This is a genomic window from Burkholderia sp. 9779_493, assembly GCF_015712215.1.
Lineage (GTDB): Bacteria > Pseudomonadota > Gammaproteobacteria > Burkholderiales > Burkholderiaceae > Burkholderia > Burkholderia cenocepacia.
Window position 1 is genome coordinate 27,012 of record NZ_JACCQA010000038.1, and the last position, 16,168, is coordinate 43,179.

18 protein-coding genes are annotated in these 16,168 nt (G+C 67.7%); 6 read left to right on the forward strand and 12 right to left on the reverse strand.

The annotated features are described in order from the left end of the window. Positions 1-15 precede the first annotated feature (15 nt). The 12 genes from H0X95_RS29345 to H0X95_RS29400 form a co-directional block, all read right to left on the reverse strand. Positions 16-1,224 (reverse strand): AAA family ATPase, encoded by a 1,209-nt coding sequence (locus H0X95_RS29345; RefSeq protein ID WP_059723825.1) that lies wholly within the window; start codon positions 1,222-1,224, stop codon positions 16-18. Between the two features lie 22 nt (positions 1,225-1,246). Then, complete coding sequence (locus H0X95_RS29350; RefSeq protein WP_006498094.1) at positions 1,247-1,690, reverse strand: TadE/TadG family type IV pilus assembly protein; 444 nt, start codon at positions 1,688-1,690, stop codon at positions 1,247-1,249. Further along, a complete protein-coding gene (locus H0X95_RS29355; RefSeq protein WP_034204008.1) occupies positions 1,687-2,223 on the reverse strand; it encodes a TadE/TadG family type IV pilus assembly protein in 537 nt (178 codons plus the stop codon). The genes H0X95_RS29350 and H0X95_RS29355 overlap by 4 nt, the downstream gene beginning before the upstream one ends. 13 nt (positions 2,224-2,236) lie before the next feature. Continuing rightward, positions 2,237-3,508: a pilus assembly protein TadG-related protein gene (locus H0X95_RS29360; RefSeq protein WP_006498092.1), complete on the reverse strand. Its 1,272-nt coding sequence runs from the start codon at positions 3,506-3,508 to the stop codon at positions 2,237-2,239. Positions 3,509-3,533: 25 nt separating this feature from the next. Further along, a complete protein-coding gene (locus H0X95_RS29365) occupies positions 3,534-3,830 on the reverse strand; it encodes a hypothetical protein (RefSeq protein WP_006486293.1) in 297 nt (98 codons plus the stop codon). Positions 3,831-3,850: 20 nt separating this feature from the next. Then, positions 3,851-5,785 (reverse strand): type II and III secretion system protein family protein, encoded by a 1,935-nt coding sequence (locus H0X95_RS29370; RefSeq protein ID WP_059723827.1) that lies wholly within the window; start codon positions 5,783-5,785, stop codon positions 3,851-3,853. Between the two features lie 104 nt (positions 5,786-5,889). Continuing rightward, positions 5,890-6,729 (reverse strand): Flp pilus assembly protein CpaB, encoded by an 840-nt coding sequence (gene cpaB / locus H0X95_RS29375; protein WP_034204006.1) that lies wholly within the window; start codon positions 6,727-6,729, stop codon positions 5,890-5,892. 35 nt (positions 6,730-6,764) lie between these two features. Continuing rightward, positions 6,765-8,165: a hypothetical protein gene (locus H0X95_RS29380; protein WP_006498089.1), complete on the reverse strand. Its 1,401-nt coding sequence runs from the start codon at positions 8,163-8,165 to the stop codon at positions 6,765-6,767. Between the two features lie 54 nt (positions 8,166-8,219). Then, positions 8,220-8,759, reverse strand: a complete 540-nt coding sequence (locus tag H0X95_RS29385; protein ID WP_059723828.1) for an A24 family peptidase — start codon at positions 8,757-8,759, stop codon at positions 8,220-8,222. 28 nt (positions 8,760-8,787) lie between these two features. Beyond that, positions 8,788-9,006 (reverse strand): Flp family type IVb pilin, encoded by a 219-nt coding sequence (locus tag H0X95_RS29390; RefSeq protein WP_006498088.1) that lies wholly within the window; start codon positions 9,004-9,006, stop codon positions 8,788-8,790. Positions 9,007-9,088: 82 nt separating this feature from the next. Continuing rightward, positions 9,089-9,280: a Flp family type IVb pilin gene (locus tag H0X95_RS29395; RefSeq protein WP_006483622.1), complete on the reverse strand. Its 192-nt coding sequence runs from the start codon at positions 9,278-9,280 to the stop codon at positions 9,089-9,091. A gap of 140 nt (positions 9,281-9,420) precedes the next feature. Then, a complete protein-coding gene (locus H0X95_RS29400) occupies positions 9,421-9,612 on the reverse strand; it encodes a Flp family type IVb pilin (protein ID WP_006483618.1) in 192 nt (63 codons plus the stop codon). Between the two features lie 1,052 nt (positions 9,613-10,664). Here H0X95_RS29400 and H0X95_RS29405 point away from each other — a divergent pair. The 6 genes from H0X95_RS29405 to H0X95_RS29430 all read left to right on the forward strand — a co-directional run bounded on the left by H0X95_RS29405 (position 10,665) and on the right by H0X95_RS29430 (position 16,148). After that, entirely contained in the window at positions 10,665-11,903 is a 1,239-nt protein-coding gene (locus H0X95_RS29405; RefSeq protein ID WP_012493711.1) for a glycosyltransferase family 87 protein, read from the forward strand. Further along, positions 11,900-13,279 (forward strand): glycosyltransferase family 87 protein, encoded by a 1,380-nt coding sequence (locus H0X95_RS29410; protein ID WP_059723830.1) that lies wholly within the window; start codon positions 11,900-11,902, stop codon positions 13,277-13,279. Before H0X95_RS29405 ends, H0X95_RS29410 begins: the two co-directional genes overlap by 4 nt. A 24-nt stretch (positions 13,280-13,303) precedes the next feature. Beyond that, positions 13,304-14,347 (forward strand): glycosyltransferase family 2 protein, encoded by a 1,044-nt coding sequence (locus H0X95_RS29415; RefSeq protein WP_006498084.1) that lies wholly within the window; start codon positions 13,304-13,306, stop codon positions 14,345-14,347. A 13-nt stretch (positions 14,348-14,360) separates the two neighbouring features. Next, a complete protein-coding gene (locus H0X95_RS29420) occupies positions 14,361-14,744 on the forward strand; it encodes a GtrA family protein (RefSeq protein ID WP_006498083.1) in 384 nt (127 codons plus the stop codon). A gap of 295 nt (positions 14,745-15,039) precedes the next feature. Then, positions 15,040-15,543 carry an inclusion body family protein gene (locus tag H0X95_RS29425; RefSeq protein ID WP_006483191.1) on the forward strand — a complete coding sequence of 168 codons (504 nt, stop codon included), beginning with the start codon at positions 15,040-15,042 and terminating at the stop codon, positions 15,541-15,543. A 65-nt stretch (positions 15,544-15,608) separates the two neighbouring features. Next, positions 15,609-16,148: an AidA/PixA family protein gene (locus H0X95_RS29430; RefSeq protein WP_058903896.1), complete on the forward strand. Its 540-nt coding sequence runs from the start codon at positions 15,609-15,611 to the stop codon at positions 16,146-16,148. Positions 16,149-16,168 lie beyond the last annotated feature (20 nt).

Below are 16,168 nucleotides of genomic sequence, written 5' to 3' on the forward strand. Positions count from 1 at the left end.
GATTCCCCGAAAGAATTACATCGACTTGAGCTTCGGCGTGGCCTTGCGGCCGAACAGCCGGGACATCAACGGTTCGCTGTGCGTCGCGCTGCGTCCCGCGCGCACGTCGCCGTCGACGAGTTGCTTCGCGCAGCCCTGCAACGCACGCGCGACCGCCGAGCCGCGCGCGAGCCGCGACACCGGATGGCCCTGGTTGATCGCTTCGAGCACGGTCTCGGCGTCGTCGGGAATCGTGCAGGCCGCCTGCAGGCCGAGCACTTCCTCGAGCGCGGTGCGGGTCCGCTCGCTCGCGCGCGTCGCGCGGTTCACGATCAGCCGCAGCTGGTCGGTCGAGTAGCCGAGCGACACGAGGATCTCCAGCAGCCGGCGGCCGGCGCGCACGTGCGGCATCGCGGGCTGCAGCACGATCTGGATCTGGTCGCTGCGATCGAGCGCGACCATCGACAGCGGGTTGATGCCGACGCCGACGTCGAAGATCACGAAGTCGTAGCGCGGCGCGGCGACGCCGAGAATCCACTCGAGCGCGTCCTCGCGCATCTCGGCGGCCTTGACCGGGTCGCCGGCGCCCGCGAGCACGTGGAAGTTTTCCGTCACGTGCGCGACGCTCGCGTCGAGAAACGCGCTGTCGAGCCGCTCGATCTGCACGCACAGCTGCGGCAGCGTCGACGGCGGGGTTTCGTCGCTGACGAGGAACGCCGCGTCGGCGAACTGCTGGTTCACGTCGATCAGCAGCACGCGGCGCTTGAAGCCCTCGGCGATCTCGAACGCGACGTTGCCGGCCGCGAAGCTCGTGCCGGCCCCGCCCTTGCACGACATGAACGACACGATCCGCGTGTCGTCGGTATCGCGCCGCGTGCTTTGCGCGGCCGCCCGTCCGAGCGCGTGGCCGAGCGCCTGCGGGTCGAGCGGCCACTGCAGCACGTCGCGTGCGCCGGCGCGCATCGCGTCGAGCAGCACGTGCGGCGACGCGTCGGCCGTCACGAGGATGCAGGTCAGGCCCGCGTGCGCGCGGCAGATGCGCTCGATCGCCGGCAGCTCGGACGGCTCGAGCGACGTGCCGTCGACCAGCAGGATGTCGAACGCGTCGAGCCCGTCGGTGCGATGCTCGATCTGCGACGGGCGGCCGGTCGCACGGGTCGTGCGATAGCGTCCGCAGTCGGCCACGAGACGCGCGATCTGCGTGAGCCGCGCGGTATCGTCGGAAGCTACGAGGATGTTGATCATGTCGTGTGCCTCGTGTGTTCGATTAGTTGCAGGCGGAGCCGCCCGTCGCGGAGCTCAGGCTTTCGCGCGGCAGCGTCGTCGTGAACGGCGGCATCCTGACCGTGACGTTCACGAACGGGATCATGGTCTTGACGGTGACGTTCGTGACGCTCACCGTCACGAACGAGCACGTGTTGATGTCGCAACTCGTCGGCGTGTAGCTGACCGACACGTTCGCGTCCGACAGCAGCGGCAGCAGCGACCGCACGCGCTTCACGACGCCGGCGGCGTTCACGTCGCAGACCACCGCCGTGCGCGCGCCGAGACGCACGGCCTCGCTCGCGGTATTCCAGTAGAACAGCACGCGACCGAATTCGAAGATGCCGATCAGCAGCATGATCAGCACCGACGCGATGAGGGCGAACTCGACGATCGCGACGCCGCGCTGGGCGCGCCGGCGTGATGGCGGAAAGCGGCGTGCGTTCATGACACTTGCCTCATCACGGTGACGATGTTGCCGAAGGTGATCGACGGCAGTCCCGGGTACGCGGGAATCGGCTGGTACTTGTAGCCGCTGATCTTCACTTCGACGACGTTGATCGCGCCCGCCGCCGAGCCGCTCGACGAACTGTTGTTGTTCGCGTCGTAGGTCGGCAGGTTCGCGAACTGCGACGGGTCGGATGCGTCGCTGCAGCCGGTCGTGTGCTGTGCGTCGCAGATCGTGACCATCGACGTCTTGAGCCCGGGCACCAGCTCGCTGCCGGCCGAGCCGCACGTCGTGCTGCCGTACACGACCAGGCACTGCGCCTGCGCCACCGGATACGCGCTGTCGGTCGGCAGCCAGACCGACAGGTAGCGCGCCGCGTCGCGGGTCGCCTTGGTCAGCGTCTCGTACTGGTAGATCGCGCGGCCGAACTCGGCCACGCCGGTCGCCAGCATGATCATCGGCATCAGCACGAGCGCGAACTCGACGGCGACGGCGCCGCGGGTGCGCGAACGACGAATCGACGGCTTCTTCATGATCGTCTCTCCGCTATTGAACGAGCATCGGAACCTGGGTTCCGGACGCGCTGCCGCTGCCGGGCAAGCCGTGCGTCGCACACGGGTTGTTGCCGGAAACCGACGAGCCGAGGTATTCGAGGTGCGCCACCACGGGGCCGCTGCCGGCGCTGAACGGCAGCGGATCGAGCATCAGCACGCAATCCCATTGCGTGACGTGCACCTTGCCGCTGTTGCCCTTCAGCGTCGAACAGTCGCCTTCCGGCGCGAGCGCGAGGCGCCGATCGCTGCCGTAGGTCGTGTAGTTGCTCGCCGTCGCCGTGCCGTTGGTCGCGATGCCGCTGCCCGACGGCGGTGCGCCGTCGCCCTGGTAAGGCTTGAAGCTCGCGCGGTCGGCCACGAACTGCGTGTACGCGTCACCCTTGATGCCCGGCGTTCCCGGCGGCCCGTAGTTCGGCCCGACGTACGCGTAGCCGGTGAAGTCGGGCTGGCCGCTCGAGCCGTTCGCGCCGTTCGTATAGATCCCGAAGCGCGTGTTCCAGGCCCGCTGCGACGCCGACTTCAAGCCGGTGGTGCTCAGGTCCGGCGGGCTCGTGATGTTGCAGGTATTGCCCGACAGCTCGCTCGCGAGCGTCGTCTCGTTCGTCGAGCCGTCGAGCGCCGCCCAGCCGAAGTTGCCGGGCCCGTAGGTCGACGACGACCCGGACGGCGACGAGATCCAGTCGCCGACCTTGTAGGCCGGATCGGACGGACCGCGGCACACGAACACGGGAATCGCGCAGGTCGTCTGCCCGCCGCCGACGGTCGCGATCGCGCTCGCCGACACTTCCGCCGCATTCGCGAGCTTCGTGCCCGGCAGCACGTTCAGCACCTCGATGAACCAGTGCGCGATGTTGCTCAGCGTCGCGGTGCACTGCACGTACTTGATGCTCGCCGGCTTCGTGACCGCGCTCTTGGTCAGGAACGGGTTGGTCAGCGAATCGCTGAACGTGACGTTCGCGTTCGTCGACATCTGCACCGACGTCTTCTGGAAAAACACGAAATTCAGGTGACCGGCGGCGATGCCGTCGGCCTCGGCCACCGACAGGCTGATCGCCGAAGTCAGGTCGCGCGCGGCGGACAGCGCGCAGGCATCGGCGCTGTTCTGCAGTTCGCTGCGCGTGACGTACAGCTTGCCAAGATCCAGCGCGAGCCCGACGAATCCGATCATCACCGCCAGCGAAAGGCCGACGATGATCGCGACGGCACCGCGCTGGCGATGCAGGCCGCGACGCGTGACTTTCGGATGGCGGGCTGCGCTGTTCATGGCGTTCTCCCTGAGCGTGGTGTCGTTACTGGGTAGCCTTGCCGATGCCGATCACGAACGCATTGGCGGGCGGCACGGTCTGCTTGAACGACTTGTCGTAGTTGTCGAGCGCGGCCGCGGCGGCGCTGCCGTCGATCCCCGATGCCGACGCCGGATGCTCGCCGGCATGCGGATCGATGATCTGGGCCTGCATCACGGTGCGGACCGAGTCGCCGAAGCGGCTGTCCCACACCGGGGTCGACGACATGCAGCCGGCAAGCGCGAACGCGAGCGGAACGGCGAGCGCCGCGCGGCGCACGAATACGAGGTAGGCGGATTTCATGAGCTTCCCCTTGGATGGCTTCAACGATCGGTGGACTGGGGTTCCGCGCCGGCGCGCGCGATCTGCGCCTTGGGCGCCGCCGCGATCCGGTGCTTCGGGCGAGCCGCCGGCTGGGCCGACGGTTCGGCGCCCGCTGCCGCGAGGCGCGCGGCGGCGGCTTCGATGCGCGCGACACGCGCCGCGGTGGCCGGGTCGGGCTGCGGGGCGGCGGCCGCGACCGGCGCCGGCGCCTTCGGCGGCTCGGCCGGCACCGGCGGCTGCACGTCGGCGTCTCGCGGAGCACGCGGCGCGGGCAGCGCGGCCGGTGCGACCGGGGCTTCCGATTGCGGCGCCGGCGCGGGCGCCGGGGCCTGGGCCGGGGTCTGCGGGGCGGCGGCCGCGCCATTCGCGGGTTGCATCGGCTGCGCGCCTGCCTTGCGCACGCCGCCACGGCCTTCCATGTTGCCGGTCGCATACACGTCGACTTCGTTCGGCTTCGAGAAGCTGTCGGTCGGCAGCGCGACGTCCGCGGTCTGCAGCGGCTTCACCAGGTGCGGCGTGATCAGGAAGATCAGCTCGGTGCGATCCTGCTGGAACGACGTGCTGCGGAACAGCGCGCCGAGCACCGGCACTTCGCCGACACCCGGGATCGCCTTCAGCGCGCCGGTCGCGTTGTCCTTGATCAGCCCGCCGATCGCGAACGATTCGCCGTCGCTCATCTGCACCGTCGTCGATGCGCGCCGTGTCGTGATCAGCGGCAGGATCGACGTGCCGCCGATGTTGGTCGCGCTCAGCGTGACGCCCGTCTGCGACAGCTCCGACACTTCCGGCGCGACCTTCAGGCTGATCCGGCCGTTGGCCAGCACGGTCGGCGTGAACTTCAGCGCGACGCCGAATTCCTCTTCCTGCAGCGTGATCGACGACGTGCCGTTGCCGCTGCTCTGCGGGATCGGGATGAAGATCTTGCCGCCGGCGAGGAACGTCGCTTCCTGGCCGCTGATCGTCACGAGATTCGGCTCCGCGAGGATCTTGACGAGGTTGTCGGTGTTCTGCGCGTCGGCCGCGATGCTGAACGGCCGGTTGTTCGCCTTGTTGAACACCGCGCCGCTCGCGACGCCCGCGAGCAGGTTGCTGACCAGCGCACCGCTCCACGAACCGAAGCCGCCCTGGATGTTGAATGCGCTGCCCATCTGGTTGATCAGCGTCTTCGACACCTCGGCCACCTTCACCTCGAGCATCACCTGCTGCGGCGACGTGACGTTCAGCATGTTGAGCACGCCGCCGCCCTGCTTGCCGCCGCCCGCCGCATCGCCCGCGCTGTCGCCGTACGCATGGGCGATCTGCACGGCCTGCTGCGCGGCCTGCGAGCTCGACACGGTGCCGGCCAGCACGATCGTGCCGGCCGCGGTCGACACGTGGATGTCGCGCTCGTTCGGCATCAGCTGCAGCAGCGACGCCTGCAGGCCGCCGGCATCCGCGCCGACCGCGACGTCGATCACGCGGCACGCACCGCTCTTGCCCTGCACGATCATGTTGGTCGTGCCGACCGCAAGCCCGAGGATGTACAGCGTCTGCGGCGACACCATCGTCGCCTGCGCGACGGCCGGATTGCCGATCGTCCGGTTGCGCACCGGCTCCGGCATCGGCACCAGCAGCGACTTGCCGAGCGGCACGGCGACGCTGGTCGATTCGCGCACGGCGCCCACGCAGTTCGGCCCGCGCAGCGGCCCCGCCGATGCGGCGGGCGCGGCGGCCGGCACCGGCGCCATGCTGATCGTCATCTGCATCGGCCCCTTGCCGACCGCGGCCGGCGCGCTGGCGCCGCCCTTCGTCAGCACCGCCGATTCGATGCCTTCCTGCGCGAGCGCGCCATACACGGTCAGCCATCCCGAACAGAGGATCGCGGTCATCATCGTGCCCCGTGCGACGCGTGTGCGCAGTGGGCCGGTACCTGTGCGTTGCGGTTTGATCTTCATTTCGTCTGATCCCCCGAGAGACCGGCGCCGTGCCGGTTATCGACTTCCAAGGCCGCCGCGCGTTGCCGGCGGCCGGTTTGTTGGTCTGGCTGGTTCGATCTGCTTCAGAAACATTCGACGCTGCCCTTCACGCCGGTCAGCACGCCGACGCAGTCGCGCCGCACTTCCGGCGCCGCGTGCGAGGCGACGTGCACGCGGACCGGCCGTACGTGGACGGGCGCCGGCGGCGCTGCCGGTGCGGGCTCCTTGCCGAGCAGCGTGAGCTTGGTCGCACCGTCGGTGTTCAGCGTCTTCTGGTCGACCTGGTTGCGCAGCACGAGCGACAGCGTGCCGACGCTGCGCGCGAGGTCGAGCCGTTCGGCCTGGTCGGGCGTGACTTCCAGCGTCACCGCGTTGACCACCTTCGGCGCCGTGTCGTCGCGACTGACCTGCTGCGCGACGGCGAGCACGAGGATGTGCTCGAGCACGATCTTCGAGATGCTCTGCCCGTCGGTCTTGCCCTGCTGTTCCTGCGTGTTGACGATCACGTCGACGTAGTTGCCCGGCAGCGCGAAGCCCGCGACGCCGACCACGTCGTTCACGCGCACCGTGATCGCGCGGCTGCCGTCGGCGATCACCGCGGACAGCCCGCCCTTCGTGCCGACCGGCGCGAGCTTCGATTCGATCACCGGCTCGCCGCGCGACAGGCTGGTGCGCACGACCCGCCCTTCGAGCGCCTTCGTGTCGGTGAACGCGCCGGTCGGCACGCTGCCGGACGGCCAGCTCACCATGTGGATCTGGTTCGGCCCGAGCGGCTCGCCCAGGTTCAGGTCGGTGGTGGCCACCGCGACGGACGTGACCGAGCTCGTGGATGTCTGCATCAGCCAGTGGGAAGCGAATACGACCGCGGCAAGACCCGCGATCATCGCGACGACCAGCATCATGACCGCTCGACTGTTTTTCATGGCAATGCTCCTCGACGAATCGTGAAAGAAACCGCTCAACCGGTGACGAACGTCCGGCCTCCGCGCTCGACGGGCGGCGGATGGCCGCCGTCCCGTTCAGGCGCCGCGCCGAAGTAACTCGCCCACGCGTCGTACAGCGCGTCGTGCGTCACCTCGGGCGGATCGCCGCGGTAACGCGCGCCGGCGGCCACGAGGCGCAGCAGGTCCGCCGGAAAGCACGCGAGAAACGCCTTGCCGGTCGGCAGATGCAGCCGATGCAGCAGGAACTCGAACGCATCGCTCGCCGACACGAGCCCGAGCGCTGCGCAAGCGGCGTCGTACACCGCGCGGTAGTCGTCGATCGACATCGCGCCGACGTGCAGCTTCGAGCCGAGGCGGCGCATGAACGCGTCGTCGCAGAACTGCTCCGGCGCGAGGTTGCTCGAGAACACCGGCCACACGTCGAACGGCAGCACGAAGCGGTTGCCGGATTCGAGCGTCATGAAATCGACGCCGCGATCGAGCGGACGCAGCCAGCGATTGAGCAGGTCGCGCGGCTCGACGCGCTGGCGACCGAGATCGTCGACGACGTACATGCCCATGTTCGCCTTCATGTGCGGCGGCGCCTGATAGAAGCCGGCCGCTTCGTCGCGCCGCAGGTCGAGCTCGTCGAGCGTCAGCTCGCCGCCCGACATCACGACCGGCCGTTCGCACAGGCGCCACCGGCGATCGACCGACTGGCCGGCGCCCGCGGCTTCCGCGTCGACGTGCACGAGCGGGTCGTAGACCTGGATCACTTCGCCGGCCGCGCAGATCGCGTACGGCACCGGCACGCGGCCGTGCATCAGCGCGCCGAGCCGTTCGGCGAGAAAGGTCTTGCCGCTGCCGGCCGGGCCGTAGATCAGCAGCGGCCGGCCCGCGTTCAGCGCGGCGGCCGCCGCATCGAGCACCGCCGTGTCGATCACGACGCCTTCGAATGCGGCCCACACGTCGCTCTGGCCGATGTGCAGCTTGCGCACCGAATGCGCGGCCACGCTCGCGAGGTACGCATCCAGCGTCACCGGCGCGGGCCCGCTGTAGCCGCTGCGTTCCCGTTCCTCGAGCGCGAGCACGCGGCCTGCATCGGTCAGGCGGAACGTCACGTCGAGATCGGTCGCGCCGCGATGGGTCAACTCGACCAGATGCTCGCGCACCAGGAACGCGAAGACTTCGTCGAGCACCGCGAGCGGCAGGCAGTGCCGCTCGACCAGATCGCCGTACGACGGGCGGCCGAGCACCAGCGTCGACTTCAGCACGAGGCCGCCGACGAACGCCATGCTCAGCCCGGTTTCCGCGAGCGAGCGCGGCGCCGACGGCAGCTGCGCGCCCAGCTTCGTATGGACCTCCCGCGACGGCAGCGGATCGGGCAGGTGTGCCACCTGCGCGTCGCGTCTCGGTTCGGTGTGGTTCGTGTTCATGATCGTTGCGTCCTCGTTGCGTCCTCGTTGCGTCTTCGTGACGGAACCGCCGCGCTATGCGCACGACGCGAACAGCATGCCCAGCGTGCCGGCCGCGATCGCCACACCGTACGGCAGCGTGCCGACCGATGTGATCCCGGCGGGGCCGTCGTCGGCCTCGGCGCGCGCCGCCGGCGAGCGCCGCACGATCAGCGTGCGCACGTTCGCCCACATCTGGCGCATCCGCCCGCGCAGCAGCGCGTAGGCGATGGCGCCGATCCCGCCGGCCAGGAACGTGGCCAGCACGATGTAAAAGGTCATTTCCGCGCCGACCCACGCGCCGATCGCGAGCATCAGCTTCACGTCGCCCGCCGCCATTCCGCGCAACAGGTAGAACGGCAGCAGCAGGCCGAAGCCGGTTGCCGCCCCGGCAAGCCAGCCGAGCACGCCCGTCGGCACGCCGTGCAACAGGCACTGGGCGATCAATGCGCCGACCAGGCCGAGCAAGACGAGACGATTCGGAATGCGACGGGTCGCGATGTCCGTGCTGGCCGCGGCGACCGCGAGCAGCGTCACGCACAACGGAACCGGGTAAGGCGGCGCAACGGGAAACATGGCGAACCTCGCGAATCGAATCGGTGGATCAGGAAACCATGGACAGCGCGGTGGTCACGGCGGTGGTCACGGCAGCCGTCACGGCCGCGGCGATCATCTCGTACGCAGCGCCGAGCGAGCCCTTCAGCGTGACGACGCTACCCAGTACCGCGATGGCGAACATCGACGCGAGCAGCGCATATTCGATCGACGTCACGCCTCGTTCGTCGGCGATCCAGCAACGTGCGACACGCATGATGGCTTGCATGATGGTCTCCGGTTTCCGGTTGGTCGGATGGCCGGGGACGGCTCGAACGCTGCACCAGCCGAGCCGTCCGCGGCACGCTCCATCAGATGCCTGCCACCGCCGAATCGAGGTCGGCCGCGATCGTGCTGAACACGGTCTTGAGGTCCTTCCCGATGGTCGACAGCGCGAGGATGATGCCGACTGCGATCAGCGCGGCGATCAGGCCGTATTCGATGGCGGTCACGCCATCTTCATCGCGAACGAAACGGCTGGCTTGTTGAATGAGCTTGGACATGGTGATCTCCTTGCGTGGTGACTTTCAAAATCCTCGCGCACCGGCTGGTCGGATGACCGTGCTTCGATACGTCGAGGAATGTCGTTGATGCCGTGTGGCGCCGACGAACGATTCGAACGAGCCGTTCGTCGTACCGTCCATCAGATGCCTGCTACCGCCGAGTCCAGATCCGCGGCGATCGTGCTGAACACGGTCTTCAGATCCGTACCGACCGTCGCCAGCGCGGCGACGATGCCGATCGCGATCAGCGCGGCGATCAGGCCGTACTCGATGGCCGTCACGCCGTCCTGATCCTGGACGAACCACGCGATCTTTTCGATGATTCTTGACATGAGCATTCTCCTTTCGGACTGCTATGAAATACCCTTCGTCGGTCAGGACGTCGGGGGGTGGGCACCACCGGCACTACTCGAAAAATCGGAAGCCGACGATCAGTCGCGGCAACGGGGTGGACCAGCGTTGTCCGTGCGAACGGGTATCGGCGAGGCGGAGCATGAGAGACGCGTGTACGGTTCGACCGGCCGGATGAACCGGACGAGTCGATCGACCGGAACGGCGCGACGGCCGTTCGACGCATGGAATCCAGTTGAACGGGAGATGAATTCCCGGCAAAGTTGCAGTGTGTCTTTAACGCGGCTTGCGATCCGCGACGTGCTGTGGTCTTTCATTTTTATTCCCCATGTACTGCCATGCCGATTTCTTATTGCCCTGAATCCACCGGGTCTCTTGGGTCGTTCGACGACGGTTGCCGCGGTTGATCGGACTGGAGCTGCGTGTTCCCCGACGCGCTCCGGACTGTCTGTTCCGCAGGTGATTCGCGAGCCGGTTCCTCTGCTGCCTGCCGGAACCGCCCGGTCGTCACGTCGTCGACTGCCGTGCCAACGCTTACGCAAAGAGCGGACCATCCCGGTCGGAATCGAGACGCATCAAGGGTTTCAGCGATATATGCAAACCTCCGCCAAACGCCCGACCGCCGAAATGTTTCAACTTTGATATATACGGTTCGGGCGCATGCGGCCGGCACGAAAGCCCGTCGTGGCGCTGCACGAAGGACCTAAAAAATTTTCTCGGGATTTTCCCGAACGCGGCAGACCGCCCGCGCGCTGCGGGTTCGGCGGCACGCACAGCCGGTAAAAATCGCGGAATGTTTCAGGCCAGAAACACGAATCCCGGCGGCGGCGTTTTCTCATACCAGAAATGGCGGTTTTCACCCGAATCGCTGAACACATTAAATGCCGGCCGGCCGTGCGTGGTTTGCATCACGCGATTTTTTCTTCAACAATGAATTCACCGGACAACGCCATTTCAGAGCGATTCGATCCGCAGGCACCACAACATCAAACGGCCGCGACAGACCACGCGGCCACACGACAGACGGGGCATCATGTACACAGCCAATCGTGGAACGCGCGATCGCGCAATACGCTGTGCTCAATGGCTGACGGCCGACCGGATCATTCCGTACAGCTGCATCATGCTGATGCTCTTCGCTGCGCTGCTGATCGTCTGGGCGGTCGTGACCGACGGCTTCACGTCGAACGCCACCGCCCGCCCCGGCACCGACTTCTCGGTCTTCTGGACCGCATCGCATCTCGTGTTGCAAGGCCATGCCGCGGCGGCTTACGACACGTCCTCATTCCTGCAGGCCGAGTTCGCGCACTTCGGTGCGTATCTGCAAAACCGGCCGCTTCCCTGGCTCTATCCGCCGACGATGCTGCTGTTCATCGCGCCGGTTGCCCTCGTGCCTTTCCTGCCCGCTTACTTCCTCTTTTTCGCGGGCAGTCTTTTATGCTACGCGCTCGCCGTCTCGCGGTTGTCGGGGCTGCGCGCGCATCTTCCCGTGCCGCGCGCCGCGGCGCTCGTCGTCGTCGCGTATTCGGCGGTGTGCATGTCCGCGCTGTTCGGCCAGAACAGCATCCTGACCGCCGGCCTCGCCGCGCTCGCGCTGCATCTGCTCGGCAAGCGTCCGGTCCTGGCGGGCGTGCTGATCGGGCTGCTCGCGATCAAGCCGCAACTCGCCGTCGTGTTCCCGTTCGTGCTGATCGCGACGCGTGCGTGGCGCACCTTCGCGGCGGCGGCGATCAGCGCGACGCTGTTCGCGGCGGCCGGCGTGGCGCTGGCCGGCCCCGCCGCGCTGCACGGCTTGAGTCACGCACTGTCGACGGTACGCGCGCAGCACTTCATGCTCGCGTCGTACTGGCTCGCGTCGCCGACGCCGTTCGCCGCGTTGCGGCTCGCCGGCGCGCCGGTGGCGGCCGCGCTGGCCGCCCAGGCGGCGGTCGCGCTCGTCGCGCTCGCCGCGGCCGTCGACGTCTGGCGCCGCACGCGTGACATGCGGCTGCGCGGGGCGGTACTGGCGGTCGCCACCCTGCTGACGACGCCATATCTGTGGAACTACGAACTGACGTGGCTCGGCATCGCGATCTTCTGCCTGATCGCACACGGCCTCGACGAAGGCTGGCTGCCCGGCGACCAGGGCATTCTCGTGCTGGCGTGGCTGCTGCCGATCTTCGAAATGCTGAACCGGCTGATGAAGCTGCCGCAGATCGGGCCGGTCGTGCTGCTCGCGGTGCTGTTCGTCGTCGTGCGCCGCACGGCGCTCGCATCCCGGAGCGCACGATGAAAGCGCCGTCGTTCGCCCGCCACGCGCATTCGGCCGCCGACGTGCATCCGGAACTCCCGATCGCCGGCCCGCGCCGCCATCCGCACTGGCTCAACCGCGATCGCGTGCGCCTCTATGCGGCCGCCGTGCTGCTGACCGAGCTGCTGTTCATCGCGATCTACCTGACCCGCGTCCTCCTGTCGCGCCACGGCGCGCTGGAACCGCTGTCGCAGGACTTCTCGCCGGTCTGGAGCGCCGCGTGGCTCGCCGCGCACGGTCACGGCGCGGACGCGTGGCATTTCCCCGCGCTGTTTGCGGTCCAGAAGCTCGCGGTCCCGACGATGACGCTCGCGGACGGCACGCTGCCGTGGCTCTATCCGCCGACGATGCTGCTGTTCGTGCTGCCGCTCGGCTGGCTGCCGTACACGCTGGCGGTCGTGCTGTGGCTCGGCATCACGATCGCGCTGTTCGCGGCGACGATGCGCGCCACGGTGCAGCGCGACGCCGCGTGGCTGTGCGCGCTCGCGTTTCCCGGTGCGTTCCTCACGGTGATCGTCGGGCAGACGAGCCTCTTCACCGCGACGCTCGCCGCACTCGGCCTGCTCGCGTTGAACCGGCGGCCTGTCTGCGCCGGAATCTGCTTCGGGTTGCTGACGATGAAGCCGCAGCTCGCGGTGCTGTTCCCGCTCGCGCTGCTGTGCGCGGGCCAATGGCGCGCGCTGGCCGCGTGGGCCGCGACGATCGCCGTCAGCGTCGCGCTCGCGACGCTCGCGTTCGGGATCGGCCCGTGGCTCACGTTCATGCACGTGATCGGCAACGTCTACGCGATCGTCGATGCGGGCCACGCGAAGCTCGCCCGCATGCCGACCGTGTTCGCGCTCGCGACGATGGCCGGCTGGCCCGCGCTCGTCGCACGCGGCCTTCAGCTGCTGTCGGCCGCGGCCGCCGCGAGCGCCGTCGTCTACGCGTGGCGCGGCGCGTGTTCGTACGCGCTGCGCGCCGCGACCCTCGCGTGCGCGTGCCTGCTCGTCAGCCCGTATCTGTACGACTACGACCTCACGTGGTACGGCATCGTGATCGCGTGGTACGCGCGCTATGCATGGACGCACGGCTGGCGGCACTTCGATCGCGAATGGCTGATGCTGCTGTGGCCGATGCCGCTCGCGGGCCTCGCGATCGTGCCGCACCTGTCGTTCCAGTTCATGCCGCTCGTGACGCTCGCTTCGCTCGCGCTGCTCGTCAGCCGCATCGCCCGGGAAAGACGCGACGTGCCGTCGCTGCCCGACGCGCGCGACACCTCGACCGAGACCGGGTTCACCCACCCGCTCCGACCGCACCACCGCCCGGCGCACGGCATGCGCCGCACCGGCCGCCCGACGCTCGGCGCCGGCCGGTAAGGCGCCATCACAAGGGGAATCATCATGCGGGAACCCATCTACACGCCGCTCGTTTCGCTGGTCGTGCCGTTCTACAACGAAGGCGAAGCCGTCGAACGCTTCTTCGACGTCGTGATTCCGTTGCTGAGCGCGATCGACGCGATCCGCTTCGAGATCGTCTGCGTAAACGACGGCAGCCGCGACGACACGCTGGAACGCCTGGTCCGGATCGGCGCCGCCGAACGGCGCGTACGCGTCATCGACCTGACCCGCAACTTCGGCAAGGAAGCCGCGCTGACAGCCGGCCTCGACGAAGCCGCGGGCGATGCGGTGATCCCGCTCGACGCGGACCTGCAGGACCCGCCGAGCCTGATTCCGGTGATGATCGACCACTGGCGCGACGGCGCGGAGGTCGTCGCGGCCAAGCGCAGCAACCGCGCGTGCGATTCGTTCGCGAAGCGCACCGCCGCCGCGATCTACTACCGCGTGCACAACCTGCTGTCGGACGTGAAGCTGCCGGAGAACGTCGGCGATTTCCGGCTGATGGACCGCAAGGTCGTGAACGCGCTGCGCAACCTGCCCGAACGGCACCGCTTCATGAAGGGGCTGTTCGCGTGGGTCGGCTACAAGACCGTGATCGTCGAGTACCAACGCGATCCGCGCAGCGCCGGGCACTCGAAATTCTCCGGCTGGAAGCTGTGGAATTTCGCGCTGGAAGGCATCACCAGCTTCAGCACCGTGCCGCTGCGCAGCTGGACCTACATCGGCGTCGGCATCGCGGCGCTCGCGTTCGTGTACGGTTCGTTCATCATCCTGCGCACGCTGCTGTTCGGCAATCCGGTGCTCGGCTACGCGTCGCTGATCTCGGTCACGCTGTTCATCGGCGGCATCGAGCTGATCGGGATCGGCGTGGTCGGCGAATACGTCGGGCGGATCTACGACGAATCGAAGCAACGGCCCGTCTACCTGATCCGCCGCCGCTACCAGGCGCACGGCAAGGTGATCGAACTGCCGGTCGCGCGCGACGCCCGCCGCCAGCCGGCCCGCCGGCGCGTGCAGCCGGTCCGGGCGCGCATCGGCGCGCGCTGAACGCGCGCTCGCCATGATCGGGCTGCTGCAGGCCGAGCGCACGCGGCTCGTGCGCTTCGGCGTCTCCGGGCTCGGCTCGACCGCGCTCCACACGCTGGTCGCGACGGCGCTGTTCGCACTGCGCGACGCGACGCCGGTGACCGCGAATGCCATCGCGTTCCTCTGCGCGACCGCGTTCTCGTATCTCGCGAATACGCTGTGGAGCTTCTCGTCGACGGTGCGCCCCCGCAACGCGCTGCGCTTTCTCGCGGTCACGCTGGCCGGCTTCGTCGAGACGATGCTGCTCGCGCGTGCCGCCGAGGCGCTGGGTGCGTCGCGCGCGATGGGCGTCGTCGCGATCGCACTGCTGATCCCGCCGACGACGTTCGTGCTGCACCGGCTCTGGACCTACCGGTAAGCAGCCGCCTTCCCGCCCCCGCCGATAATCGGTCGATCGATTAACAGATTCAATGTCGCGATATTTATGTCACGCATCGACCCGATTGATTCCGATTTTAAAATTAACTCTAAAAATCATTTTCCCGACCTGTTTACTTTTACAGCTTCCATGATTAACCAAACGGACTAATCTGCATTAGCCGTCGCCTCCGCACGTGCCGATACCGGCGCAAACCCTTGCCTCACAAGGCGATGGCGGCTGCACGAAGCAATTCGCGCAACGATGATTCCCATTACTTCAAACGGGAGCTTCTATGTCACGCGTTACCGATGTGCTCGTTTCGTTCGATACCGAAACCATTCTCAAAAAATATCCGAATCCCAGCAAGAATCCGGCGGCGCCGACACTGATCGACTGGCGCTATGTCTATATGGTGACCAACCAGGACAACGTCATTTCCGGGCAGGCGGGCGGCGAGCTCGACCTGAAGGCGCAGGTCGGCGACCTGATCCGCTGGCGCGAAACGAGCCTGTCGCTGGGCTTCGAAAACCAGGTGGTGTTCTACAAGTTCATCGGCAACGTCGGCAACGACCTGATCTCGACGCCGACGCCGCGCGTCGCGGAAGCGTCGATCCCGGTGCCGAACACCAGCAAGCCCGAAGTGCCGACGTGCCAGAAGGTCGCGAACTACTACTGGTCGTCGGAATGCCTGAAGGTCGGCCGCGTGACCTACCACTTCCAGTTCCAGATCATCGATCGCAACTGCCAGAGCCAGGGCTGCTTCTCGTGGGATCCGTTCATCTCGATCCATAACTGATCGCGGCACGCGGGCGGCCGCACGACGGCCGCCCGTGCCGCTCCCTTGTTGCGGAGGACGTGCTCATGTCTGGTGTTCGTTGCGATGGTCTCGCGATCGTCGACGCCGTCACGCTGCTGTCGGCCTACCCCGATGCGAGCCGGGACGCCGACGCGCCGACCGTGATCGACGGCCGGCACATCTACGTGTTGCGCCCCGGCGACGCCGGGCAGGTCGGCCACAACGACAACCGGCTCTTTGCCGGCCTGTCGCCCGGCGACCAGCTGCATTTGCGCGAAACCGCGCTGGCGCTGCGTGCGGAAGTGACCGTGCTGTTCATCCGGTTCGCGCTGAAGGACGCCGGCATCGTCGCGCCGATCGAAGCGGAAATCCGCGACGCCGCCACCCCGGTGCCGGACGGCGACGACCTGCTGCATCCGTCGTGCCGGCCGATGAAAGACCATTTCTGGCGCAGCGAGGTGCTGGCCCCGGGCATCACCACGTGCACGGCCGATTTCGCCGTGCTCGATCGCGACGGCGCCGTATCGGGCTACTTCCGCTGGGAAACGGCGATCGAGATCGCGGGCAGCCGGCCGGACACGAAACAGGCCGGCGTCGAACCGTAGCCGGATCGCAACCGCCGTTT

Excerpts from the sequence above, each read along its gene's own strand:
- H0X95_RS29345 (WP_059723825.1), bottom strand. The coding sequence starts at position 1,224 with ATGATCAACATCCTCGTAGCTTCCGACGATACCGCGCGGCTCACGCAG.
- H0X95_RS29350 (WP_006498094.1), bottom strand. The coding sequence starts at position 1,690 with ATGAACGCACGCCGCTTTCCGCCATCACGCCGGCGCGCCCAGCGCGGC.
- H0X95_RS29355 (WP_034204008.1), bottom strand. The coding sequence starts at position 2,223 with ATGAAGAAGCCGTCGATTCGTCGTTCGCGCACCCGCGGCGCCGTCGCC.
- H0X95_RS29360 (WP_006498092.1), bottom strand. The coding sequence starts at position 3,508 with ATGAACAGCGCAGCCCGCCATCCGAAAGTCACGCGTCGCGGCCTGCAT.
- H0X95_RS29365 (WP_006486293.1), bottom strand. The coding sequence starts at position 3,830 with ATGAAATCCGCCTACCTCGTATTCGTGCGCCGCGCGGCGCTCGCCGTT.
- H0X95_RS29370 (WP_059723827.1), bottom strand. The coding sequence starts at position 5,785 with ATGAAGATCAAACCGCAACGCACAGGTACCGGCCCACTGCGCACACGC.
- cpaB (WP_034204006.1), bottom strand. The coding sequence starts at position 6,729 with ATGAAAAACAGTCGAGCGGTCATGATGCTGGTCGTCGCGATGATCGCG.
- H0X95_RS29380 (WP_006498089.1), bottom strand. The coding sequence starts at position 8,165 with ATGAACACGAACCACACCGAACCGAGACGCGACGCGCAGGTGGCACAC.
- H0X95_RS29385 (WP_059723828.1), bottom strand. The coding sequence starts at position 8,759 with ATGTTTCCCGTTGCGCCGCCTTACCCGGTTCCGTTGTGCGTGACGCTG.
- H0X95_RS29390 (WP_006498088.1), bottom strand. The coding sequence starts at position 9,006 with ATGCAAGCCATCATGCGTGTCGCACGTTGCTGGATCGCCGACGAACGA.
- H0X95_RS29395 (WP_006483622.1), bottom strand. The coding sequence starts at position 9,280 with ATGTCCAAGCTCATTCAACAAGCCAGCCGTTTCGTTCGCGATGAAGAT.
- H0X95_RS29400 (WP_006483618.1), bottom strand. The coding sequence starts at position 9,612 with ATGTCAAGAATCATCGAAAAGATCGCGTGGTTCGTCCAGGATCAGGAC.
- H0X95_RS29405 (WP_012493711.1), top strand. The coding sequence starts at position 10,665 with ATGTACACAGCCAATCGTGGAACGCGCGATCGCGCAATACGCTGTGCT.
- H0X95_RS29410 (WP_059723830.1), top strand. The coding sequence starts at position 11,900 with ATGAAAGCGCCGTCGTTCGCCCGCCACGCGCATTCGGCCGCCGACGTG.
- H0X95_RS29415 (WP_006498084.1), top strand. The coding sequence starts at position 13,304 with ATGCGGGAACCCATCTACACGCCGCTCGTTTCGCTGGTCGTGCCGTTC.
- H0X95_RS29420 (WP_006498083.1), top strand. The coding sequence starts at position 14,361 with ATGATCGGGCTGCTGCAGGCCGAGCGCACGCGGCTCGTGCGCTTCGGC.
- H0X95_RS29425 (WP_006483191.1), top strand. The coding sequence starts at position 15,040 with ATGTCACGCGTTACCGATGTGCTCGTTTCGTTCGATACCGAAACCATT.
- H0X95_RS29430 (WP_058903896.1), top strand. The coding sequence starts at position 15,609 with ATGTCTGGTGTTCGTTGCGATGGTCTCGCGATCGTCGACGCCGTCACG.